This is a genomic window from Xanthomonas sp. WHRI 8393 (assembly GCF_040203315.1).
Classification (GTDB): Bacteria; Pseudomonadota; Gammaproteobacteria; order Xanthomonadales; family Xanthomonadaceae; genus Xanthomonas; species Xanthomonas arboricola.
Map to the genome: position 1 here is coordinate 1,037,546 of NZ_JBEGGL010000001.1, position 23,784 is coordinate 1,061,329.

Consider the following 23,784-nt stretch of genomic DNA (forward strand, 5'->3'; position numbering starts at 1 on the left):
AGAAGACACCCACGCTTCGTACCGCCTTTGGCAGTACAAAACGCGGGCCCCGCTCCGGGCATGCCAGAACCCCCGCGGCTGTCGCCGCGCCCCCTTGACTCAAGGGGGCTTGCACTTGGGTGCGTTGCTGGGTGCCTTGCCTTGGCTGCGATCAATGTGCGCTGGTTGCTGCGGTCATCGTCGACACGTCCCGACGATGTCCAGCCGCGTTTCGCCCTGGAAGATCCCGGCGGGGCCGAAGCGGCGTTCGTGGATGAAGCCGCTGCCCTGGTGGTCCACCGCGACGATGGTGGTGGCGCGGGTGCCGTAGCTGGAGCCGTTGATGAAGGCGGCCGAGAGCAGGCGTTCGGTGGGCAGGTCCACGCCGGTGTGGGGCAGGGCGGCGTCGGGCGCGATGGCGGGGTTGCTCAGGGCGGTCCACAGCGGTTGCAGGTCGTCGCTACCTGCCGCGCACCAGTCGTGCAGGACTGCAGTCAGTGCAGTGGTCTTGGGCCAGTGCGCGTCCAGCGGGCCGTTGGACATGCCGTGGATGCCCGGCGCCAAGGTGCGTGCCAACGGTGGGTGGTTGCTGAGGTGTTCGCATCGTTCGGCGTCGCACAGCAATAGATTGAATGGCGGGAATTCGTGCGCGGCCGCTGCCAGGTCGACGGCGTACACGGCCGCGTCCAGGCTGCCGGCCAGGTAGTCGGCAATGAGATGCCCGCGCGAGCGGCCGGACGCAGTGGCGAGCGGGTCGCGCACATTGGTCACCACCGCAGCGCGGCCGTCGCTGCCCAACCCCACCCAGCTACCGCCCGAGCGCAGGTCGCGGCCCGCCAGCACGCCGTCGGCGGGTGCCGGCCAGCGCGCCAGCGCAGCGGTCGGCCGGTCATGGAATTCATCGCGGTTGCCCGCCAGCAGCAGACGCCAACGCGGGTGGGTTTTCCAGGCAAGAGCGACCAGGCACATAGGTCTGATTGTCGCCTGTTTGCGCAATGCCCATGTGCAGCTGGCGCAGTGTGAAGTGAGACTGCAGTCCGGTTTACATGACCTTCACGCCCCTGAATTTTTGTTCAATCTCAAAATCTGAGATGAAACAGCAACTTGTGGATAACCTTTGAACAAGTCTCTAAAGAGTGCTGCAACTCATTGATGCGACTGGCGATTTATGACCTTCAAAGTTGTTGACAACCTTTGACGCGCTGCTAAGGTGGGCAACGGAGGGAAAACCAGGTGTTTTGTGGTTTTTCGTGGTTCAATGATCCCCCAGCGGGTATTCGAGGTTGTATTCGGTGTTTCAGGGCGAGACTGCCATCACGGTGGACGACAAGGGGCGTATGGCGGTGCCAACCGCGTACCGCGACCTGGTCACGCGTGTGAGCGGCAATCGCCTGGTGCTCACCTACAACCCGTTCGAAGCCGGATGCCTGTGGCTGTATGCGGAAAAGGAGTGGGAGCGGGTGCGTGACGATGTGATGTCCAAGCCCAATACCCAGCGCGTGGTCCGCACGCTGCAGCAGAAACTGGTGGGTTCTTCCGCAGTGCTGGAGCTGGACGCCAATGGCCGTCTGAGCATCCCGGCCAGCCACCGCAATGCGGTTGGCATCGAGAAGAAGGCCGTGCTGTTGGGCATGGGCGACAAATTCGAACTCTGGAGCGAGCAGGCACATCGCGCACTGATCCAGCAGACATTGTCTGACGGGGATCTGGGCGATGAATTGCTCGATCTCAGGTTGTGAGCCGGGGTGCCCGGATGCGCGGTGAAGCGCAGCCCGGTCACCCGGTGTCGCAGCCACCGGCGGCCCATGTGCCGGTGCTGTACACGCAGGTTCTGGACGGCCTGCAGGTGATCGAAAACGGAACCTATCTCGATGGCACGTTCGGACGTGGCGGACACGCCCGTGGCGTGCTGCAACATCTTGGCCCGGGAGGTCGACTGCTGGTGATGGACAAGGACCCCGACGCGATTGCCGTGGCCGAACAGTCGTTCGGTGACGATGCGCGCGTGTCCATCCATCGCGGCAGCTTTGCCGGTCTCGGCCAGGTGGTCGCTGCGGCAACCGTCGACGGCATCCTGCTGGATCTGGGCGTGTCCTCGCCGCAGCTGGACGTGGCCGGGCGCGGTTTCAGTTTCGGCAAGGACGGCCCGCTGGACATGCGCATGGATCCGGACGCCGGCCAGAGCGCGGCCGAGTGGCTGGCGCATGCCAGCGACCGCGAGATCGCCGACGTGCTGTGGACCTATGGCGAAGAGCGCCAGAGCCGCCGCATCGCGCGCGCCATCGTGGCCCGCCGCGCCGAACAGCCGCTGCTGCGCACCGCGCAACTGGCCGAGCTGATCGCCTCGGTGATGCCGCGCGGCGACAGCAAGACCCATCCGGCCACGCGCAGCTTTCAGGCGATCCGTATCTACATCAACCGCGAGCTGGACGATCTGGAAGCCGGCCTGGACGCCGCCCTGGGCGCGCTCAAGCCCGGCGGCCGCCTGGCGGTGATCAGCTTCCATTCGCTGGAAGACCGCATCGTCAAGCAGTTCATGGCCCGCTACGCCAAGGCCCCGCCGAGCAACCGCCGCCTGCCCGAAGCGCAGCCGTTCGTACCGACGCTGCAGCTGATCAGCGGCGCCATCAAGGCCGACGACGCCGAACTGAGCATCAACCCGCGCGCCCGCAGCGCGGTATTGCGGGTGGCCGAAAAACTGGGAATGGGGAATGGGGAATCGGGAATGGGCAAAGGCAACAGTGCCGCTGCTTCACGAATCCCGAATCCCGAATCCCGATTCCCGGCGTCTCCGAATGGAGACGCCGCATGAGCCGCCTGCTGCTCATCGTGCTGCTTGCCTGCAGCATCGCCTCGGCGATCGGGGTCGTGTACATGCGCCACATGCATCGCAAGCTGTTCGTGCAGTTGTCCAAGCTCGAGCACACGCGCGATGAATTGAATATCGAATTCGGCCGGCTGCAGCTGGAGCAGGCCACCTGGGCGGAAAGCAATCGCGTGGATCAGGTTGCGCGTGCGCGCATCGGGATGAAGTTCCCGGAGACCAACGACATCGTGGTGGTGCGCCCATGAGCGGACGGCAGGACAGCCGTTGTGCACGGCGTCGCCGCCCGCAGGGTGGCGCACACGGAGGTGCGGAATGAAGGCCGGCCGCAACCGCGCGCGCAGCAACTTCAACCTGCGTGGCCGCCTGACGCTGGTCGGCATCGCGCTGGGCCTGTGCTCGGTGACGCTGATCGGCCGGGCGGCGTTCGTGCAGCTGGTCAACCGCGATTTCTATCAGCGCCAGGGCGAAGCGCGCTATCTGCGCGAACTGCCGATCGCCACCTCGCGCGGCATGATCACCGACCGCAACGGCGAGCCGCTGGCGGTGTCCACGCCGGTGGAATCGATCTGGGTCAATCCGCAGGAACTGTTGCGCAACCCGGACCGCATCCCCGAGCTGGCCAAGGCGCTCGGCCAGCCGCTGGACGAGTTGAACGCCAAGCTGGCGCAGAAGGCCGGCAAGGAATTCATGTACCTGCAGCGCCGGATCAACCCGGACAAGGCACATGCGATCGTCGACCTGAAGATCCCCGGTGTGTTCTCGCAGCGCGAGTTCCGTCGCTTCTATCCGCAAGGCGAGGCGATGGCCCACGTGCTGGGCTTCACCAATATCGACGACCGCGGCCAGGAAGGCCTGGAGCTGGCCTTTGACGAATGGCTGCGCGGCAAGCCCGGCTCCAAGAAGGTGGTGCGCGATGCGCGCGGCGCGATCGTGGAGAGCGTGGATCTGGTACGTCCGGCCCAGCCGGGCAAGGACCTGACGCTGAGCATCGACCGCCGCATCCAGTTCCTGGCCTACAAGGAGCTGCGCAACGCTCTGGTCGAAAACAATGCGGCCGGCGGTTCGATGGTGGTGATGGATGTGGCCACCGGCGAAGTGCTGGCGATGGTCAACCTGCCCACCTACAACCCCAACGCGGTCACCGGCATCAACCCGTCGGCGCGCCGCAACCGTGCGGTCACCGATCTGGTCGAGCCGGGCTCGACGATGAAGCCGCTGACCGTGGCCACCGCGCTGACCGCCGGTGTGGTGACCAAGGACACCGTCATCGACACCAACCCCGGCTACATGTCGGTGGGGCGCTTCACCATCCGCGATGTGCCGCGCAACAACGGCGTGCTCAACGTCACCGGCGTGATCACCCGCAGCTCCAACATCGGCGCGGCCAAGATCGCCGCCAAGGTGCCGGACCAGACCTTCTATCAGTCGATCCGCAACTTCGGTTACGGCGCTGCCCCGCACAGCGGTTTTCCCGGCGAATCGGCCGGCGTGGTGCTGCAGCCGGCGCGCTGGAGCGGCCCGTCCAAGACCACCATGTCCTACGGCTACGGCCTGTCGGTGACGCCGCTGCAGATCGCGCAGGCCTACGCCACGCTGGGCAACGGCGGCAAGCTGACCCCGCCGACCTTCGTGCGCGGCCAGCACAACGAAACCCGCCAGGTGGTCACTCCGGAAGTGGCGCGCCAGGTCATCGACATGATGGAAACCGTGGTCACCCAGGGCGGCGCCAAGGGCGCGGCGATCCTGGGCTATCACGTGGCCGGCAAGACCGGTACCGCGCGCAAGAATGGCGCCAACGGGTACGAGCGCGGGCATTACAACGCGCTGTTCGCCGGCCTGGTGCCGGCCACGCGACCGCGCTTTGCCACCGTCATCGTGATCAACGATCCGCAGGGCAAGGTGTATTACGGCGGCCTGGTGTCGGCGCCGGTGTTCCACAAGGTAATGGAAGGCGCGCTGCGGCTGATGGACGTGCCGCCGGACGACATCCAGTCGTGGCTGGCCGCGCAGGCCGCCGGCAAGACCGGGCAGCCGGTGGTCAAGCCGCAGCCGGCCGATCTGGACCCGGCATTGGTGCCGGACCCGGTGGATGAAGTGTCTGCGGGTATTCCCACCGCACTCGCGCCGGCTGCATTGCCCGCACCCGCCCAGCCTGCACCGTTGCAGGAGAGCCGCCAGTGAGCCGCAGCATGCCGCTGTCGCAGTTGTTGCCGGACGTACCGCTTGCGCACGAGGTGCAGGTGTCGGGCCTGGTGATGGACAGCCGTGCGGTACGTGCGGGCGATGCCTTCGTGGCGATCGCCGGGTTTGGTGCGCATGGCCTGGGCTTCGTTGACCAGGCGCGCGCCAATGGCGCGGCGGCGGTGTTGTTCGAGCCGCCGGCGCCGGCTGATCTGCCGGCACCGGCCGACGCGATCGCGGTGCCGGGCCTGCGTGCGCGCCTGGGCGCGATGGCCGATCAGTTCCACGGCCAGCCCTCGCGGGCGATGCGCATGGTCGGCGTCACCGGCACCAACGGCAAGACCTCCACCGTGCAATTGCTGGCGCAGGCCCTGACGCTGCTGGGCACCCCTGCCGGCACGCTCGGCACCCTGGGTGTCGGCCTGTACGGCAGCGCCGTGCCGACCGGTTTCACCACGCCGCTGGTGCTGCAAACGCATGCCTTGCTGGCGCAGTTGCGCGACGCGGGCGCGCAGGCGGTGGCGATGGAAGTCAGCTCGCATGCGCTGGACCAGGGCCGCGTGGATGCGGTGCATTTCGACGTGGCGGTGTTCACCAATCTCACCCGCGACCATCTCGATTACCACGGCGACATGGCCCAGTACGGCGCGGCCAAGGCCAGGCTGTTCACGCGCGCCGGATTGAAGGCTGCGGTGGTGAACCTGGATGATGACTTCGGCCGCACGCTGCTGGCTTCGCTCGACCCCGCGCTGCGCGCGATCGGCGTGAGTTCGCGCGCGCAGGCCCAGGCAAGCGTGCGTGCGCAGGCACTGCAGCTGGATCACAACGGCATCAATTTCGCGCTGCATCTCGACGGCCAGGTGCATCCGGTGCACTCGCCGCTGCTGGGCCGCTTCAACGTGGACAACCTGCTGGCCGTGGCCGGTGCGTTGTTTGCGCTGGAGATCGCGCCGGCGCAGATCGCCGAAGTGCTCGGTCGGTTGCAGCCGATCCACGGCCGCATGAATCGCCTGGGTGGCGCGCATGGCGCACCGCTGGTGGTCGTCGACTACGCACACACGCCCGACGCGCTGGAACAGGCATTGGCCAGCCTGCGCTCGCATGCACAGGACCGGCTGATCTGCGTGTTCGGTTGCGGTGGCGAGCGCGACACCGGCAAGCGCCCGCAGATGGCGGCCATTGCCGAGGTCAATGCCGACGTAGCGATCGTCACCGACGACAACCCGCGTGGCGAAGATGGCGATGTGATCGTGGCCGATATCCTGCGCGGCTTCGCACGCCCGGATGCGGCTATCGTGCAGCGCGACCGCGCCGCCGCGATCCATCAGGCCATCAGCATGGCCAGTGCCTCCGACATCGTGCTGATCGCCGGCAAGGGCCACGAGCCGTACCAGGAAGTCGCCGGCGTGCGGCATGCCTTCGACGACGCCATCGTGGCGGCGCAGGCCCTGTTGCCGCGCACCGTACTGGGAGTGCGCGCATGAAGCTCACTCCGCTGTCGTTGATCGCCCACTGGGCCGGTGGCGAGCTGCATGGCGACGACGCCATGATCGACACCGTCGGCAACGACACCCGCACGCTGGCCAACGGCAGCCTGTACGTGGCGCTGCGCGGCGAGCGTTTCGACGGACACGACTTTGCCGCAGACGCGGTGGCGCACGGCGCCAGCGGTGTGCTGGTCGATCGCCTGCTGCCGGCGCTGAGCGTGCCGCAGGTGCTGGTGGAAAATACCGAACTGGCGCTGGCGCGTATCGCCGCCGGCATGCAGCGCGACCGCGCCACGCGGGTGATCGCCTTGACCGGCTCCAACGGCAAGACCAGCGTCAAGGCGCTGCTGCTGGCCATCCTGACCGAGGCCGGGCGTGTCGACGGCACCACCGTGTACGCCACGCCGGGCAACCGCAACAACGAGATCGGCCTGCCGCTGGCGGTGATCGCCGCCCCCGACGATGCGGACCTGGCGATCTACGAAATGGGCGCCGGCAAGCCGGGCGATATCGCCTATCTCACCGACATCGCCCAGCCGCACGTGGCCCTGGTCAACAACATCGCCCCCGCCCATCTGGAACGCCTGGGCAGCCTGCTCGGCGTTGCCCGCACCAAGGGCGCCATCTACGCTGCATTGCCGGCCGATGGCGTGGCGGTGATCAATGCCGACGATGCCTTCGGTGCCTGGTTCGAGCAGCAGCTGCATGCGCAGCCGGTACAGGGCCGCCGCGTGTTGCGCTATGGCCTGCAGGCCAGTGCCGACATCACCGCGCATGGCTTGCGGCTGCAGGCCAGTGGCGCGCAATTCACCCTGGTGACCCCGCAAGGTCAGGCGCAGATCGCGCTGCCGTTGCCGGGCCGCCACAACGTGCTCAACGCGCTGGCCGCGGCCGGCCTGGCCTTGGGGGCGGGCATCACCTTGCCGATCATTGCCGCCGGCCTGGCGCAGGTGCGCCCGGTGGCCGGCCGTCAGATCACCCACGCCCTGCCTGGCGGCGCGGTGCTGATCGACGACAGCTACAACGCCAACCCCGGCTCGCTGGATGCCGCCATCGACACCCTGGCCGCTGCGCCTGGCGAAGGCTGGCTGGTGCTGGGCGACATGCGCGAACTCGGCCCGGAAGGCGCCGCCCTGCATGCCGCCGCCGGCCGTCGCGCGCGCGCGGCCAAGCTGCAGCGGCTGTACGCGCTGGGCGAGCTCAGTGCCGCCGCCGCACAGGCGTTCGGCGAGGGCGGCCGCGTGTTCGCCACCCATGCCGCATTGATCGCGGCCTTGCAGGCGGATCTGGCGCAGCTCGCCGTTTCGCCGACCCAAACGCAGGAATCTTCTTCGATGTACGAACACACCGGTGCGGCGGCGCAGACTGCCGCCACCACGGCGCAAACCCCGCCCACGCTGCTGGTGAAAGGCTCCCGTGGCAGCGCCATGGACCGCATCGTCGCCGCGCTGCTCGCACCAGCGGAGGACGCATCCCATGCTGCTTGAGCTGGCGCGTTGGCTGCAGCAACTGGAGAGCCTGTTCGGGCTGTTCAACTATCTGACCTTCCGCGGCATCCTGGCCGCGCTGACCGCGCTATTCCTGTCGCTGTGGATGGGCCCGGCGGTGATCCGCAAGCTGGCCCAGTTCAAGGGCGGCCAGCCGATTCGCCAGGACGGCCCGCAGACGCATTTCTCCAAGGCCGGCACCCCGACCATGGGCGGCTCGCTGATCCTGCTGACGGTGACCTTGTCGGTGCTGCTGTGGGGCGACCTGCGCAACCGTTACGTATGGTTGGTGCTGGCGGTGATGGTCTGTTTCGGTGCGATCGGCTGGTACGACGACTGGATCAAGATCGTGCGCCGCGATCCCAACGGCCTGAAGTCGCGCTGGAAGTATCTGCTGCAGTCGATCTTCGGCCTGGCCGCAGGCCTGTTCCTCTATTACACCGCCGACGTGCCGGCCGCGATCACCTTCTACATCCCGATGTTCAAGTCGATCGCGCTGCCGCTGGCCGGCGTGAGCTTCGTGGTGATCGCCTATTTCTGGATCGTCGGCTTCTCCAACGCGGTCAACCTGACCGACGGTCTGGACGGCCTGGCGATCATGCCGACCGTGCTGGTGGCCTGCGCGCTGGGCGTGTTCGCCTATGCCTCGGGCAACGTCGTGTTTGCCGAATACCTGAAGATCCCGCTGATTCCCGGGGCCGGCGAGCTGATCATCATCTGCTCGGCGATCGCTGGCGCAGGCCTGGGCTTTCTGTGGTTCAACACCTATCCGGCCATGGTGTTCATGGGTGATATCGGGGCGCTGTCGCTGGGCGCGGTGCTGGGCACCATCGCGGTGATCGTGCGCCAGGAGATGGTGCTGGTGATCATGGGCGGGGTGTTCGTGATCGAAACGCTGTCGGTGATGATCCAGGTCGCCAGCTTCAAGCTGACCGGCAAGCGCGTGTTCCGCATGGCGCCGATCCATCACCACTTCGAACTCAAGGGCTGGCCGGAGCCGCGCGTGATCGTGCGCTTCTGGATCATTTCGGTGGTGCTGGTGCTGATCGGCCTTGCCACGTTGAAGGTGCGCTGATGAACGACATGTCCCGCCAGGCCACGCGACTGGACGCCATCGGCGGCCGCTACGACCCGTGGCTGCTCGGGGCCGCGGCCACGCTCGCCTCGCTGGGCGTGGTGATGGTGGCGTCCAGCTCGATCGAGCTGTCCGACAACCCGTTCTATTACCTGACCCGCCATCTGCTGTTCCTGGGCATCGGCGTGGGCCTGGCGTTCTGGGCGATGCGTACCGAGCTCAAGACCATCGAGCAGTACAACCAGGTGTTGCTGCTGGCCTGCTTCGGCCTGCTGATGGTGGTGTTCGTGCCCGGCCTGGGCAGCAGCGTCAACGGCGCCAAGCGCTGGATCAACCTGGGCGTGTCGAAATTCCAGACCGTCGAAGCGGTCAAGGTGCTCTACATCGTGTGGCTGTCCAGCTACCTGGTGCGCTTTCGCGACGAGGTCAATGCGACCTGGCCGGCGATGCTCAAGCCGCTGGGCGTGGCGATCGCCCTGGTCGGCCTGCTGCTGATGCAACCGGACTTCGGCTCGTCCACGCTGCTGCTGGCGATCACCGCCGGCATGCTGGTGCTGGGCGGGGTGAACCTGCCGCGCATGTCGATGCCGATCGTGTTCGGCCTGCCGGTGTTCGCCTTCATCGCGATCCTGGAGCCGTACCGGCTGCGTCGCATCACCTCGTTCCTGGACCCGTGGGCCGACCAGCTCGGCTCCGGCTATCAGCTGTCCAACGCCTTGATGGCGGTCGGCCGTGGCCAGTGGACCGGCGTGGGCCTGGGCGCCTCGGTGCAGAAGCTCAACTACCTGCCCGAAGCGCATACCGACTTCATCTTCTCGGTCATCGCCGAAGAACTCGGCTTTGTCGGCGTGTGTGGGGTGATCTCGCTGTATGCGCTGCTGGTCGGCCGCGCGTTCTGGCTGGGCATGCGCTGCGTGGAAATGAAGCGTCACTTCTCCGGCTACATCGCCTTCGGCATCGGCTTGTGGATCAGCCTGCAGAGCTTCGTCTCGGTAGGCGTGAACCTGGGCATCCTGCCGACCAAGGGCCTGACCCTGCCGCTGATTTCCTCCGGCGGTTCGTCGGTGCTGATGACCTGCGTGGCGATGGGCCTGCTGCTGCGCGTGTCCTACGAAATGGATCGTGCCGAGCGCCTGCGCAGCAAGTTGTCGCCGCAGGGTGCGGGCGCAGCGTCGGCCGAGCCGGCCGAACCGGTGGTCGAGTCGGCCACGCCGGCCTACGCGCCCGCGCGCAAGCCGCAGCGCGAGCCGGTTGCCGCCGCACCCGCGCCGGCACCGGTTGCTGCAGCCTCGGCCACGTCTGCGCATGCGTCCGAGTTCCTGCGCGGCACCAGCCGCATGCAGCCGCGCGTGGAACCGACCTTCGGGAGGATTGCATGAGCGCTCATGCAAATCCCGCGCAAACGCCTGCACATCCAGGTGCGGGGATCCGACCAGTGATGATTCTGGCTGGCGGCACCGGCGGGCATATCTTCCCGGGTCTGGCCGTGGCCAAGGTGCTGCGCGCGCGTGGCGTGCCGGTGACCTGGCTGGGCGCCGACGGCGCGATGGAAACCCGGCTGGTGCCGCAGCACGATATTCAACTCGACACGCTGGCCATCAGCGGCCTGCGCGGCAAGGGCCTGGTGAAATTGCTCGGTGCACCGGTGCGGGTGATGCGCGCGGTGCGCGCCGCCGGCTTCGTGCTGCGCAAGCGCCAGCCGCGTGCGGTGATCAGTTTCGGCGGCTTTGCGGCCGGCCCGGGTGGCTTGGCAGCGCGGCTGCTCGGCGTGCCGTTGCTGGTGCATGAGCAGAACCGTGCGCCCGGCATGACCAACAAGGTGTTGTCGCGGTTTGCGCGCCGTGTGCTGACCGGTTTCCCGGGCAGCTTCGCCGGCGAAGAAGCGGTGGGCAATCCGGTGCGTGCGGAAATCGCAGCGCTTCCCGCGCCGGCCACGCGCCTGCTCGGCCGTGGCAGTGCCGTACGCGTGCTGGTGCTCGGTGGCAGCCAGGGCGCACGCGCATTGAACCAGGCCGTGCCGGCGGCACTGGCCGCGCTCGGTCACCCGGATGTGGACGTGCGCCACCAGTGCGGCGAAAAGCTGCGTGCCGAAGCCGAGGCCGCGTACGCGCAGGCGGGCGTCAACGCCAGCGTCGAACCCTTCATCGCCGACATGGCCGCCGCCTACGCCTGGGCCGACCTGGTCGTGTGCCGCGCCGGTGCCTCCACGCTGGCCGAACTGTGCGCCGCCGGCATCGGCAGCGTGCTGGTGCCCTTCGCCGCAGCGGTGGACGACCACCAGACCCGCAATGCCGAATACCTGGTCGGCGCCGATGCCGCCGTGCTGCTCAAGCAGGACGACACCCTGGCCGCGCGCCTGCAGCAGGTCTTGCAGACCCTGCTCACCGACCCCGCCCGCCGCCTGGCGATGGCGCAGGCCGCCCGCACCCTGGCCAAGCCGGACGCCGCCGAACGCATTGCCGACATCATTCTTCAGGAAGCCGGGAGTGGGGATTCGGGATTTGGGATTCGTAAAGAGCAACAGCACAAGCAGGACAGCATGCAGACATCCGTTAATGGCGACCGCTCCGCGCAATTGATCGCCACCAATCTCCAATCCCGAATTTCCAATCCCGGCACCTCCACCGGAGGTGCCGCGTGATCCGCCGTCTGCAGGACAGTGGCGACCTGGTGCGTGCATTTCCGCGCGTGCATTTCGTCGGTATCGGCGGCACCGGCATGAGCGGCATTGCCGAGGTGATGCTGACGCTGGGCTATGAAGTCTCCGGCTCGGACAACTCCGATAACGTGGCGACGCGGCGGTTGGCCAAGCTGGGTGCGCGGGTGATGCGCGGGCATTCGGCGGCCAACGTGCTCGGCACCGATTGCGTGGTGGTGTCCAGCGCGATCCGCGAAGATAACCCCGAGCTGATGGAAGCGCGCAGCCAGCGCATTCCGATCATGCCGCGTGCGGCGATGCTGGCCGAGTTGATGCGGTTCCGTCGCGGCATCGCGGTGGCCGGCACGCATGGCAAGACCACCACCACCAGCCTGGCCGCAGCGGTGCTGAGCGAGGGCGGGCTGGATCCGACCTTCGTCATCGGCGGGCAGTTGCTGGCCGCCGGCGCCAACGCCAAGCTCGGTGGCGGCCAGTGGCTGGTGGCCGAGGCCGACGAGAGCGACGGCAGCTTCCTGCGCCTGAATCCGCTGATGGCGGTGATCACCAACATCGATTCGGATCACCTGGAAAACTACGGCAACGATTTCGCACGCATCCAGGCCGCCTTCGCCGAGTTCCTGCAGCGCCTGCCGTTCTACGGCCTGGCATTGCTGTGCATCGACGACCCGGAAGTGGCCGCGCTGGCCGGCAAGACGCCGCGCCACGTGATGAGCTACGGCATGAGCGAAAACGCCGACGTACGCGCCGAAGACGTGGTGCAGGACGGCCCGCGCATGCGCTTCACGCTGCGCCTGCCCGAAGGCACCACCACGCCGGTGACGCTGGCCTTGCCGGGCCGCCACAACGTGCTCAACGCACTGGCGGCCGCTGCGATCGGCTGGCAGCTGGGCGTGGCGCCGGAGACCATCGCGCGTGCGCTGGAAAACTTCGCCGGTATCGGCCGTCGCTTCAACGACCTGGGCGAAGTCACCACCAGCACCGGTGCGCGCGTGCGCGTGGTCGACGATTACGGCCACCATCCGCGCGAGCTGGAAGCAGTGTTCGCCGCCGCCCGTGGCGGCTGGCCGGACAAGCGTCTGGTTGTCGCATTCCAGCCGCATCGCTACAGCCGTACCCGCGATCAGTTCGATGCCTTCGCCGCGGTGCTGAGCACCGTCGATGCGCTGGTGCTGAGCGAGGTCTATCCGGCCGGCGAAGCGCCGATTCCGGGCGCCGATGCGCGCGCGCTGGCGCGTGCGATCCGTGCGCGCGGCCGCAGCGAACCGGTGGTGGTCGGGCAGATTTCCGGCCTGGCCGAAGTGCTGCCGGACGTGCTGCAGGACGGCGATCTGCTGCTGATGATGGGCGCCGGCGATATCGGCTATGTCGCGCAGCACATCATCAACAACGGTTTCACCGGAGCGAGCGCATGAGCGCGGTGATTCCCAATGCACGTACCAGCGATCCGGCCGCGTTCGGCCGCGTCGCCGTGCTGCTCGGCGGTACCTCGTCCGAGCGCGAAGTGTCGTTGAACTCCGGCAGCAACGTGCTCGACGCACTGCGCGCGCGCGGTGTCGACGCGCAGCCGGTCGACGGCATTCCGGCCCTGGCGCAGGCCCTGGTCGAAAAACGCTTCGATCGCGTCTTCAATGTGCTGCACGGTCATAACGGCGGCGGCGAAGACGGCATCGTGCAAGGCCTGATGGAAGCCTTCAAGGTGCCGTACACCGGCGCCAACGTGCTGGGTTCGGCGTTGAGCATGGACAAGATCCGCACCAAGCAGGTGTGGCTGTCGCTGGGCCTGTCCACGCCGCGCTATGCGCGCCTGGCCGCCGGTGCCAGCGCCGACGACATCCATGCCGCCGCGCGGCAGATCGGCTTGCCGGTGATCGTCAAGCCGGCCAATGAAGGCTCCAGCGTCGGCATCAGCCGCGTGTTCGACCAGGCCCAGCTCGAACAAGCCGTGCTGCTGGCGGCGCGCTACGACGGCGCGCTGCTGATGGAGCAGCTGATCGAAGGCGACGAACTCACCGTGGCCGTGCTCGGCGAGGTCGCGCTGCCGTCGATCCGCATCGTGCCCAAGGGCCAGTGGTACGACTACAACGCCAAGTACCTGGCCGACGACACCCAGTACCTGTGTCCGGGCCTGGACGGCGATGCCGAGACGCAACTGCGCCAGCTCGCCCTGGACGCCTTCCGCGCTGCCGGCGCCAGCGGCTGGGGCCGCGTCGACGTGATGCGCGACCGTGCCAGCGGCCAGCTGTATCTGCTGGAGGTCAACACCGCCCCGGGCATGACCAGCCACTCGCTGGTGCCCAAGGCCGCGCGCCAGCTCGGCATCGATTTCGAAGAACTGGTCTGGCGCGTGCTGGAGCAGACGCTATGACGCGGGGAATGGGGAATCGGGAATCGGGAATCGCAAAAGCGACAGCCGGCAGTGTGCCGCTGTTGACGATTCCCTATTCCCGACTCCCCATTCCCGCGCGCGGAGCGCGCGCATGAACGCCACCCTGCGCATCCTGGCGTGGTTGCTCGCGGTGGCGCTGGTCGCGTTGCCGGTGGTGGCTGTGCTCAATGGCTGGGTCGGTGCCGAGCGTTGGCCGTTGGCGCGCTTGCGGGTGTCGGGCGACTTCAAGCGGGTGCCGGCCGAAGAGTTGCGTGCGGTGGTCCTGCCGTATGCGCGCGCGGGCTTTTTCGCGGTGAAGTTGCAGAACGCGCAGGACGCCATCGCGCGCCTGCCGTGGGTGGAAAGTGCGCAGGTGCGCAAGCGCTGGCCGGACGTGCTGGAAGTGCACGTCACCGAGCATAAGCCGTTCGCGCGCTGGGGCACCGACCGCATGTTGTCCGAGCAGGGCCGGCTGTTCCGCACCCCGCCGTTGTTGAAGGATTTCAAGCTGCCGCAACTCGGTGGCCCGGACAGCAAGACCCAGGACGTGGTGGCGCTCTACAACGAGTCGCGCGCGTTGTTCGCGCCGACCGGGCTGGATGTGGAGCGTCTGGAAATGGACGCGCGCGGCAGCTGGTCGCTGGGCCTGAGCAACGGCGTGCAGATCGTGATCGGCCGCGACGACGCCCGCGCGCGCCTGCAGCGCTTCGCCCGCGTGCTGCCGCAACTGGCCGACCCGCAACGCCCGATCGCCCGCGCCGACCTGCGCTACACCAACGGCTTCACGGTCGAACGGAATTTGGAAAACGCGGTGCCCGAGACCAAGAAAAAACCTCCGCCGGCCACGCCCGCCGCACATCACACGGTCGTGCTGCAACTCCCTCGCACCCATACCCCGCTTTTCTCCAATCCCGAATCCCAAATCCCGAATCCCGGCTTTAAGACATGAACCGCAAAGGCGACAAATCCCTCATCGTTGGACTGGACATCGGCACCTCCAAGGTCGTCGCGCTGGTCGGCGAGTACTCGCCCGGCAATCCGATCGAAGTGATCGGCATCGGTTCGCATGAATCGCGCGGTCTCAAGCGCGGCGTGGTGGTGGATATCGAATCCACCGTGCAGTCGATCCAGCGCGCGGTGGAAGAGGCCGAGCTGATGGCCGGCTGCGAAATCCGCTCGGTGTACGCGTCGATTTCCGGCAACCACGTGCAGTGCAAGAACTCGCCCGGCATCGTGCCGATCCGCGACGGCGAAGTGACCTGGAGCGATCTGGAGCGCGTGCTGGATGCAGCCAAGGCCGTGGCCATTCCTGCTGACCAGCGCATCCTGCATGCGATCCCGCGCGAGTACGTGCTGGACGATTCGCAGGAAGGCATCCGCAATCCGGTCGGCATGACCGGCGTGCGCCTGGAGGTGCACGCGCATCTGGTGGTGTGCGCGCAGTCGGCAGCGGCCAACATCACCAAGTGCGTGCAGAAGTGCGGCCTGCAGGTGGACGATCTGGTGCTGTCGTCGCTGGCCTCCAGCGTGGCGGTCCTGACCGCCGACGAGCGCGAACTGGGCGTGGTGCTGGTGGATATCGGCGCCGGCACCACCGACCTTGCGGTCTACGTGCAGGGCGCGATCTGCCACACCGCCTCGCTGCCGATCGCCGGCGACCACGTCACCAACGACATCGCGCACATGCTGCGCACGCCCACCCCGGAAGCCGAACAGATCAAGGTGCGCTACGCCTGTGCGCTGGCGCAGCTGGCCACCGCCGAAGAAAGCATCCAGGTGCCGTCGGTCGGCGACCGCCCGCCGCGGCGCATGCCGCGGCATGCGCTCGCGCAGGCAGTGCAGGGCCGTTACGAGGAAATCTTCGAAATGGTGCAGGCCGAACTGCGCCGCTCCGGTTTCGAGGAAATGGTGCGCGCCGGCATGGTGCTCACCGGCGGTGCGTCGAAGATGGAAGGCGTGGTCGAACTGGCCGAAGAAATGTTGCAGATGCCGGTGCGCGTGGGCATTCCCCAGCACGTCACCGGCCTGGGCGAAGTCGTCGGCAACCCGGTGCACGCCTCCGGCGTGGGCCTGCTGCTGATGGGCAGCCAGATCGAACACCCGCGCCGCCCGTCGATTCCGACCGGTCGCGCCGGGAGCTTGTTCAAGAAATTGAAGAACTGGTATCGCGGGGAATTCTGAGGGGCCGGGATTTGGAATTCGGCATTTGGGATTGGCAAGGGCGAAAAAAAGCAGAGTGGTAGCAACGATTAAGTGGAGAGCGGCGAGCGGGTAGGCGGTAAAATTTTTTGCAGGCATTGCGTCGAGGAGTAGGTGCCGTGAGTCGTAGAGCGCAACAGCGCATCCATGGCCCAGGCACACGAATCCCGACTTTCAAACAACAACACTCGCCGTGATGCGGAGTGGGACAGGGACCAGCGCGTTTGCGACTCCCCAATCCCCACCCCCCAATCCCGGCTCAAGAGGACACTGACATGGCACATTTTGAACTGATCGAAAAGATGGCTCCCAACGCGGTAATCAAGGTCGTTGGCGTGGGCGGCGGCGGCGGCAACGCGGTTGCGCACATGGTCAACACCAATGTCGATGGCGTGGAGTTCATCACCGCCAACACCGACTCGCAGGCAATCAAGAACTGTGGCGCCAAGCTGCAGCTGCAGCTCGGCACCAACGTCACCAAGGGCCTGGGCGCGGGCGCCAATCCGGAAGTCGGCCGCCAGGCCGCGCTGGAGGACCGCGAGCGCATCATGGACGCGCTGCAGGGTGCGGACATGGTGTTCATCACCGCCGGCATGGGCGGCGGCACCGGCACCGGCGCCGCCCCGGTGGTTGCACAGCTGGCCAAGGAAATGGGCATCCTGACCGTGGCCGTGGTCACCAAGCCGTTCCCGTTCGAAGGCCGTCGCCGCATGCAGGTTGCGCTCAAGGGCATCGAGGAGCTGAGCCAGCATTGCGACTCGCTGATCACCATTCCCAATGAAAAGCTGATCACCGTGCTCGGCCGCAACGCCACCATGATCCAGGCCTTCCGCGCCGCCAACGACGTGCTGCAGGGCGCCGTGCAGGGCATCGCCGACCTGATCGTGCGTCCGGGTCTTATCAACGTCGACTTCGCCGACGTGCGCACCGTGATGTCGGAAATGGGCCTGGCCATGATGGGCACCGGCTCGGCACGCGGCGACGATCGCGCGCAGGCCGCTGCCGAAGCCGCCATCCAGAACCCGCTGCTGGACGACGTCAACCTGGCCGGTGCCAACGGCATCCTGGTCAACATCACCGCCGGCCCGGACTTCACCATGTCCGAGTTCGACGAGATCGGCCGCACCATCGAGGCATTCGCCTCGGAAGATGCGACCGTGGTCGTCGGCACCGTGCTTGACCCGGACATGCAGGACGAAGTGCGCGTCACTGTGGTGGCCACTGGCCTGAACCGTGCGGTTGCCCGCCAGACCCAGCGTCCGGACCAGCGCGCGCCGATCAAGCTGGTGCGCAATGCCACCACCGGCCAGCCGGAGTTCGGCGATTTCGACACCAGCGGCGGCGATGCGGTGTCCAAGGCCGTCGGCGGCAGCATGGGCCTGGGCCTGCGTCGTCCGAGCAGCGACTCGGTCGGCAGCGGCAGCAACAACGGCGGCGGTTCGGCTGCGCCGGCCGCAGACCTGCCCAACGACTACCTGGATATCCCGGCGTTCCTGCGCCGCCAGGCCGACTGAGGATCGTCGGCTGCGTCGCTACGGCGGCGCGGTCCGTTCCGCCCGGGGTTCGCCTCGGGGTGCAGTGCCATGTCCTTTCTGCCGGGTCGGCCACGATCCGGCAGCTTTTGCAGCGGCGTGACCCGGGGATTACAGTTCCCGTCACGCGCGACTTGTTAAAATTCAGATAATCTGTACGGATTAGACAGCCGGTTCAGCGTCTGTCTGCATTGTTCATCCAGACTTCGCATATGACCCAGCAACGCACTCTCAAGAACACCATTCGCGCCACCGGCGTCGGCCTGCACAGCGGCGACAAGGTGTACATGACGCTACGACCGGCTCCGGTCGATCATGGCGTGGTGTTCCGGCGTGTGGACCTGGAGCCGATTGTCGAAGTCCCGGCCGATGCCGAACTGGTCACCGAGACCACGCTGTGCACCGGCCTGACCTGCAATGGTGCCAAGATCCAGACCGTCGAGCACCTGATGTCGGCACTGGCCGGCCTGGGTGTGGACAATGTCATCGTCGAACTGTCCTCGGCCGAGCTGCCGATCATGGACGGTTCGTCCGGCCCGTTCGTGTTCCTGCTGCAGTCGGCAGGCATCGTCGAGCAGAACAAGGCCAAGCGCTTCATCCGCATCAAGCAGACGGTGGAAGTGCGCGAGGGCGACAAGGTCGCGCGCTTCGAGCCGTACGAGGGCTACAAGCTCGGCTTCACCATCGAATTCAACCACCCGATGATCCCGGCCAAGCAGTCGCGCCAGGAAATCGAGTTCTCCACCTCGGCCTACGTCAAGGAAATCTCGCGCGCCCGCACCTTCGGCTTCATGCGCGACCTTGAATACATGCGCGAGCGCAATCTGGGCCTGGGCGGTTCGATGGACAACGCCATCGTGCTGGACGAGTTCCGCGTGCTCAACGAGGACGGCCTGCGTTACACCAACGAATTCGTGCGGCACAAGATCCTGGACGCCATCGGCGACCTGTACCTGGCCGGCGGCGCCATTCTGGGCGCCTACGAAGGCTTCAAGTCCGGCCACGCGCTCAACAACAAGCTGGTGCGTGCGCTGCTGGCGGATCAGGCCGCCTGGGAATGGGTCAGCTTCCCGGAAGGCACCGTGCAACCGCCGGTCACCTACGCCAGCCCCGTCTACGCCTGATGTCGGGGAATGCCGCAGTCGGCGTTCGAAGTGTGAACTGCGTCGGATTACTGGCCCGTTCTTAACTTTTATTTAAGACTTCTCTAACTCCTGCGTGGCTGAGGCCCGCTAGGATGCGTCGGGTCGTGCGCGGTCTTCGCAATTCTTTCACGCTGCGGCGGCCGCTTCGCACCAGCGGCGCGGTGCTCACCGTTTGGTGGGTGGAACATCCTGCAGGGAGGCCAGCGCATCGCGCAGACCTCTGTGCGTGGCCTCCGAGACGGGGCGCGGACGCTCGCGATTCTGCTGCATTGGGGAATGCAGCGGGGTGGTAGTGGTCTTGATGGTCACTGCGGTGGCCTTCAGTCCGATGGATCGGGCGGCATCCAGTAATTGGGTCTCGGCAAGTCGCAACTTGGCATGCCAGACAGGTGAATCAACCAGAAAAACGAGCTGTTCGTCTCTGACATTGGCCAGCCGGCAACGGGTGGCCAGATGAGGCGGTAACAGGGGGCGCAACTGTCGGTCCAGCGCATCGAGCCACAACGCTCGGCGCAAGGGGTCGCCAGCCTTTTCACCCAACGCGGCCTCGATGGCCGGTTGTGGGACGGAAGGGTTGCGTGCGTTGGACTTGGGCTTGGACATGACACTCATATGGCGTTGAAGAAAGTTGTAATCAAATCTCGCGAAACCCGGGCGCAGCGGTTGGCCCGCCAGTTCCAGGGCTTTGCCGCGGATCGACCGATGGTAGTCCTCGGCGCCGTGCTTGGGCTGGGCATGTTGATCGGCATCGGTGCCAGCACCGCCACCGGCATGGTGACCAATTCCGCGTTGCAGGCCAAGGTTGCCCGGCAGCAGGCCGAGCTGGCCCAGGCGCAGCGCGCCTCGCAGGCGCAGGTCAACGCACTGGCCGCGCGCATGGGCGAGCTGCAGGCGCAGGCCACCCGTCTCAATGCATTGGGCGAGCGGCTGACCGAAATGGGCAAGCTGAAGGACGGCGAGTTCGACTTCGACGCCCCGGTCGGCGTCGGTGGCGGCGACGAGCCGGTCAGCGACATGCCGGTCGAGTCGCTCAAGCAGACGCTGGGGCAGGTCGAACAGCAGTTCTCCGCCTCCGGCCAGCAACTGAACGTGCTGGCCGCGCTGATGTTCGATCATCAGCTCGAACAGAATTCGGTGCCCTCGCGGATGCCGATCCGCAACACCTACATCACCTCCGGCTTCGGCGGCCGCGCCGATCCGTTCGACGGTGGTTCGGCCTTCCACAAGGGCGTGGACTTCCACGCCAACGTGGGCGACCCGGTGATGTCGGTCGCCGACGGCGTGGTCAGCTATGCCGGCGTGCGCGGCGGCTACGGCAACGTGGTGGAAGTGGACCACGGCAACGGCTATGTGACCCGCTATGCGCACAACTCGCGCCTGGTGGTGAAGGTGGGCGACCTGGTCCGCGCCGGCCAGCAGGTGGCCCGGGCCGGATCCAGCGGCCGCTCCACCGGCGCCCACGTGCATTTCGAGGTGTGGGCGGACGGGCGGGTGGTCAATCCGCGCAAGTTCCTGGGCGATACCAACACGCCGGTGGGCCGCCGCGGGCGCGGTTGACGACGGCGCGGGCGGCGCTTGATTCGTGAAGGCCCGCCCCAAGCTACAATAGGGTGTTGCCATCGACAGGGCGCAGTGCGCCCTGTTTCGTTTACGGCGGCCGGGTCTTGGGGACCGGCGTCGGTCAAACCGTTCCTTTTCAACCGGTTTCTTCAATGATCAACAGTCTGCTTACCCGTGTCTTTGGCAGTCGTAACGAACGCCAGCTGCGCCAGCTCAACCGCCTCGTCACCCAGATCAATGCGCTGGAGCCGACGATCGAGAAGCTCTCCGACGCCGAGCTGCAAGCCAAGACCCCGGAGTTCAAGCAGCGACTTGCCGCCGGCGAGTCCCTGGACAAGATTCTTCCCGAAGCCTTCGCGGTGTGCCGCGAGGCCAGCCGCCGCGTGCTCGGCATGCGCCATTACGACGTGCAGCTGATCGGCGGCATGGTGCTGCACCTGGGCAAGATCGCCGAGATGCGCACCGGTGAAGGCAAGACCCTGGTCGCCACGCTGCCGGTGTACCTCAACGCGCTGCAGGGCGAGGGCGTACATGTGGTCACGGTCAACGACTACCTGGCGCGCCGCGACGCCGCGCAGATGGGCAAGCTGTACAACTGGCTGGGCCTGAGCGTGGGCGTGGTGTATCCGGGCATGCCGCACAGCGACAAGCGCGAGGCCTACGGCAGCGACATCACCTACGGCACCAACAACGAGTTCGGTTTCGACTACCTGCGCGACAACATGGCGCTGTCCAAGGCCGACCGCTACCAGCGCAACCTGCATTACGCGATCGTCGACGAAGTCGACTCGATCCTGATCGACGAGGCGCGTACCCCGCTGATCATCTCCGGCCCGGCCGACGAGTCGCCGGAGCTGTACATCCGCGTCAACCGCATCGTGCCGCAGCTGACCAGGCAGGAAAGCGAAGAGGGCGAGGGTGACTTCTGGATCGACGAGAAGGGCAAGCAGGTGCATCTGTCCGAGGCGGGCATGGGCCACGCCGAAGAACTGCTGATGCAGGCCGGCATCCTGGAAAATGCCGAAGACGGCCTGTACGCCGCGCAGAACCTGAGCGTGGTGCATCACCTCAATGCCGCGCTGCGCGCGCATGCGATCTATCAGCGCGACGTGGACTACATCGTGCGCGATGGCGAGGTGGTGATCGTCGATGAATTCACCGGCCGCACGCTGAGCGGGCGCCGTTGGTCCGATGGCCTGCACCAGGCGGTCGAGGCCAAGGAAGGCGTGCCGGTACAGCGCGAGAACCAGACGCTGGCCAGCATCACCTTCCAGAACCTGTTCCGCATGTACAAGAAGCTGTCCGGCATGACCGGTACGGCCGACACCGAAGCCTACGAATTCCAGAGCATCTACGGCCTGGAAGTGGTGGTGATCCCGACCAACCGCCCGACCGTGCGCAAGGACCATCCGGACCAGGTGTTCCTCAACCGCAAGGGCAAGTTCAACGCGGTGCTGGCCGACATCGAAGACTGCGCCAAGCGCGGCCAGCCGGTGCTGGTGGGTACCACCTCGATCGAGACTTCGGAGATGCTGTCCGAGCACCTGCGCAAGGCCGGGGTCAAGCACGAAGTGCTCAACGCCAAGCAGCACGAGCGCGAAGCCACCATCGTGGCCAACGCCGGCCAGCCGGGCGCGGTGACCATCGCCACCAACATGGCCGGCCGCGGTACCGACATCGTGCTGGGCGGTTCGCTGGAAACCGAGCTGCATGCCATGGGCGACGACATCAGCGACGAGCAGCGCCTTGCGGCCAAGACCGAATGGCAGCGTCGTCACGATGCGGTCAAGGCGGCCGGCGGCCTGCACATCATCGGTACCGAGCGGCACGAATCGCGCCGTATCGACAACCAGCTGCGTGGCCGTGCCGGTCGTCAGGGCGACCCGGGTTCCTCGCGCTTCTATCTGTCGCTGGAAGACAACCTGATGCGCATCTTCGCCTCGGACTGGGTCCAGAAGGCGATGCGCATGATGGGCATGAAGGAAGACGACGTCATCGAAGATCGCCTGGTCAGCCGGCAGATCGAAAAGGCGCAGCGCAAGGTGGAAGCGCACAACTTCGACATCCGCAAGAACCTGCTGGACTTCGACGACGTCAACAATGACCAGCGCAAGGTGATCTACGCCCAGCGCGACGAATTGCTGGATGCCGAATCGGTCAAGGACAACGTCGACGGCATCCGTGGCGATGTGATCTACGACCTGGTCGCACGCTTCGTGCCGCCCAACTCTGTCGATGAGCAGTGGGACCTGAAGGGTCTGGAAGCCACGCTGGAATCGGAGCTGGGCATGCCGCTGGCGCTAAGCGAGATGGCACGCACGCAGGAAGAACTGGACGCCGAGCAGATTGCGGCCAAGGTGCAGGCAGCGGTGGATGCGCACTTTGCCGAGAAGGAAGCGGCGGTGGGCAACGACACCATGCGCGCATTGGAGAAGCACGTGATGCTGACCGTGCTCGACCAGGGCTGGAAGGAGCATCTGGCCAAGATGGATTACCTGCGCCAGGGCATCTATCTGCGCGGGTATGCGCAGAAGCAGCCCAAGCAGGAATACAAGAAGGAAGCCTTCGAGCTGTTCTCCGAGATGCTGGAGAACGTCAAGCGCGAAGTGATCAACCTGCTGGCGCGCGTGCGCATCCGCAGCGAAGAGGAAGTGGCCGAGCTGGAAGAGCAGGAGCGTCTGCAGGCGCAGGCGCGCTTGATGGCCTCGCAGTTCCAGCATCAGGACGCCGGCGGCTACGGTGCCGACGAGGAAGTGGAACAGATGCAGGGCGGCAACGCCCCGGTGCCGGTGTCGCAGGTGACCCGCGACGAGCCCAAGGTGGGCCGTAACGATCCGTGCCCCTGCGGCAGCGGCAAGAAGTACAAGCATTGCCACGGTCAACTCAGCTGAGCTGAGTTGACCGTGGTGCAGCCCGCTTGGCGGGCTGCACACCAGGCGTCCGCATAGCGGACGCCTGGTGCACGGTCCTTGCTTCCGATCCCCGCGCCTTTGGCGCGCCCCCTTACCAAGGGGGGCTCTGCTTACGGATGGGATCCTGAGGGGGTCTTGAAGCAGGAAAGGGGATATCGCAGACCGGGTACGAGGCCACGCTCAGGTTTCGCCGCCCTTGGCCAATTCCCTGCGAAGGCATGGCTTGCATCGTTGCCAGGCAACGACGGGACACCAATCGCATAGACGCTGGAAGCGTCCGGCGATTTGTCTTGCGGTGGGCCTCGGCACGGTAGCTCTGCCGCGCTGTCCATTTCTTGTGGCGCCAACGGCGCCCGCCGCATGCAGGCGTCTCCGC

Annotated in this window: 18 protein-coding genes and 1 pseudogene; 17 read left to right on the forward strand and 2 right to left on the reverse strand. The window is 66.5% G+C overall.

Features of this window, described 5'->3' with window-relative positions:
* Positions 1-174: 174 nt before the first annotated feature.
* Positions 175-948, reverse strand: coding sequence for an NRDE family protein (locus ABQ137_RS04375; protein ID WP_349781323.1), 774 nt, complete (start codon positions 946-948; stop codon positions 175-177).
* Positions 949-1,271: 323 nt separating this feature from the next.
* Here ABQ137_RS04375 and mraZ point away from each other — a divergent pair, with 323 nt between their 5' ends.
* The 15 genes and pseudogenes from mraZ to lpxC all read left to right on the forward strand — a co-directional run bounded on the left by mraZ (position 1,272) and on the right by lpxC (position 18,915).
* Positions 1,272-1,718 (forward strand): division/cell wall cluster transcriptional repressor MraZ, encoded by a 447-nt coding sequence (mraZ, locus tag ABQ137_RS04380; protein WP_033006748.1) that lies wholly within the window; start codon positions 1,272-1,274, stop codon positions 1,716-1,718.
* A 14-nt stretch (positions 1,719-1,732) separates the two neighbouring features.
* Complete coding sequence (rsmH, locus tag ABQ137_RS04385) at positions 1,733-2,791, forward strand: 16S rRNA (cytosine(1402)-N(4))-methyltransferase RsmH (RefSeq protein ID WP_349781527.1); 1,059 nt, start codon at positions 1,733-1,735, stop codon at positions 2,789-2,791.
* On the forward strand, positions 2,788-3,051 hold the full coding sequence (gene ftsL / locus ABQ137_RS04390; RefSeq protein ID WP_005991913.1) for a cell division protein FtsL: 264 nt from the start codon (positions 2,788-2,790) through the stop codon (positions 3,049-3,051). Before rsmH ends, ftsL begins: the two co-directional genes overlap by 4 nt.
* Positions 3,052-3,118: 67 nt before the next feature.
* A complete protein-coding gene (locus ABQ137_RS04395) occupies positions 3,119-4,987 on the forward strand; it encodes a peptidoglycan D,D-transpeptidase FtsI family protein (protein ID WP_016903085.1) in 1,869 nt (622 codons plus the stop codon).
* A gap of 8 nt (positions 4,988-4,995) precedes the next feature.
* Positions 4,996-6,471 carry a UDP-N-acetylmuramoyl-L-alanyl-D-glutamate--2,6-diaminopimelate ligase gene (locus ABQ137_RS04400; protein WP_349781529.1) on the forward strand — a complete coding sequence of 492 codons (1,476 nt, stop codon included), beginning with the start codon at positions 4,996-4,998 and terminating at the stop codon, positions 6,469-6,471.
* Entirely contained in the window at positions 6,468-7,961 is a 1,494-nt protein-coding gene (locus ABQ137_RS04405; RefSeq protein WP_349781325.1) for a UDP-N-acetylmuramoyl-tripeptide--D-alanyl-D-alanine ligase, read from the forward strand. The genes ABQ137_RS04400 and ABQ137_RS04405 overlap by 4 nt, the downstream gene beginning before the upstream one ends.
* Positions 7,951-9,036: a phospho-N-acetylmuramoyl-pentapeptide-transferase gene (mraY, locus tag ABQ137_RS04410; protein ID WP_024939425.1), complete on the forward strand. Its 1,086-nt coding sequence runs from the start codon at positions 7,951-7,953 to the stop codon at positions 9,034-9,036. Before ABQ137_RS04405 ends, mraY begins: the two co-directional genes overlap by 11 nt.
* Positions 9,036-10,415: a putative lipid II flippase FtsW gene (gene ftsW, locus ABQ137_RS04415; protein WP_104608392.1), complete on the forward strand. Its 1,380-nt coding sequence runs from the start codon at positions 9,036-9,038 to the stop codon at positions 10,413-10,415. Before mraY ends, ftsW begins: the two co-directional genes overlap by 1 nt.
* Positions 10,412-11,572: pseudogene (gene murG / locus ABQ137_RS04420) on the forward strand (undecaprenyldiphospho-muramoylpentapeptide beta-N-acetylglucosaminyltransferase); the annotation flags it as partial. The gene ftsW and the pseudogene murG, both read left to right, overlap by 4 nt.
* A 101-nt stretch (positions 11,573-11,673) precedes the next feature.
* Entirely contained in the window at positions 11,674-13,107 is a 1,434-nt protein-coding gene (gene murC, locus ABQ137_RS04425; RefSeq protein ID WP_016902185.1) for a UDP-N-acetylmuramate--L-alanine ligase, read from the forward strand.
* Positions 13,104-14,060 (forward strand): D-alanine--D-alanine ligase, encoded by a 957-nt coding sequence (locus ABQ137_RS04430; RefSeq protein WP_167708446.1) that lies wholly within the window; start codon positions 13,104-13,106, stop codon positions 14,058-14,060. Before murC ends, ABQ137_RS04430 begins: the two co-directional genes overlap by 4 nt.
* 112 nt (positions 14,061-14,172) lie before the next feature.
* Entirely contained in the window at positions 14,173-15,009 is an 837-nt protein-coding gene (locus tag ABQ137_RS04435; protein ID WP_054591400.1) for a cell division protein FtsQ/DivIB, read from the forward strand.
* On the forward strand, positions 15,006-16,241 hold the full coding sequence (ftsA, locus tag ABQ137_RS04440) for a cell division protein FtsA (protein WP_003485272.1): 1,236 nt from the start codon (positions 15,006-15,008) through the stop codon (positions 16,239-16,241). Before ABQ137_RS04435 ends, ftsA begins: the two co-directional genes overlap by 4 nt.
* A gap of 293 nt (positions 16,242-16,534) precedes the next feature.
* Positions 16,535-17,773 carry a cell division protein FtsZ gene (ftsZ, locus tag ABQ137_RS04445; RefSeq protein WP_016902188.1) on the forward strand — a complete coding sequence of 413 codons (1,239 nt, stop codon included), beginning with the start codon at positions 16,535-16,537 and terminating at the stop codon, positions 17,771-17,773.
* Between the two features lie 230 nt (positions 17,774-18,003).
* Entirely contained in the window at positions 18,004-18,915 is a 912-nt protein-coding gene (gene lpxC, locus ABQ137_RS04450; protein WP_024938333.1) for a UDP-3-O-acyl-N-acetylglucosamine deacetylase, read from the forward strand.
* 186 nt (positions 18,916-19,101) lie between these two features.
* On the opposite strand, the gene ABQ137_RS04455 is transcribed toward lpxC, so the two are convergent.
* A complete protein-coding gene (locus ABQ137_RS04455; protein ID WP_024938332.1) occupies positions 19,102-19,548 on the reverse strand; it encodes a DciA family protein in 447 nt (148 codons plus the stop codon).
* On the opposite strand from ABQ137_RS04455, the gene ABQ137_RS04460 reads away from it, so the two are divergent.
* Both ABQ137_RS04460 and secA read left to right on the forward strand, forming a co-directional pair.
* A complete protein-coding gene (locus ABQ137_RS04460; RefSeq protein ID WP_024938331.1) occupies positions 19,549-20,493 on the forward strand; it encodes a M23 family metallopeptidase in 945 nt (314 codons plus the stop codon).
* A 155-nt stretch (positions 20,494-20,648) separates the two neighbouring features.
* Entirely contained in the window at positions 20,649-23,387 is a 2,739-nt protein-coding gene (gene secA / locus ABQ137_RS04465; RefSeq protein WP_024938330.1) for a preprotein translocase subunit SecA, read from the forward strand.
* The last annotated feature ends 397 nt before the right edge of the window (positions 23,388-23,784 follow it).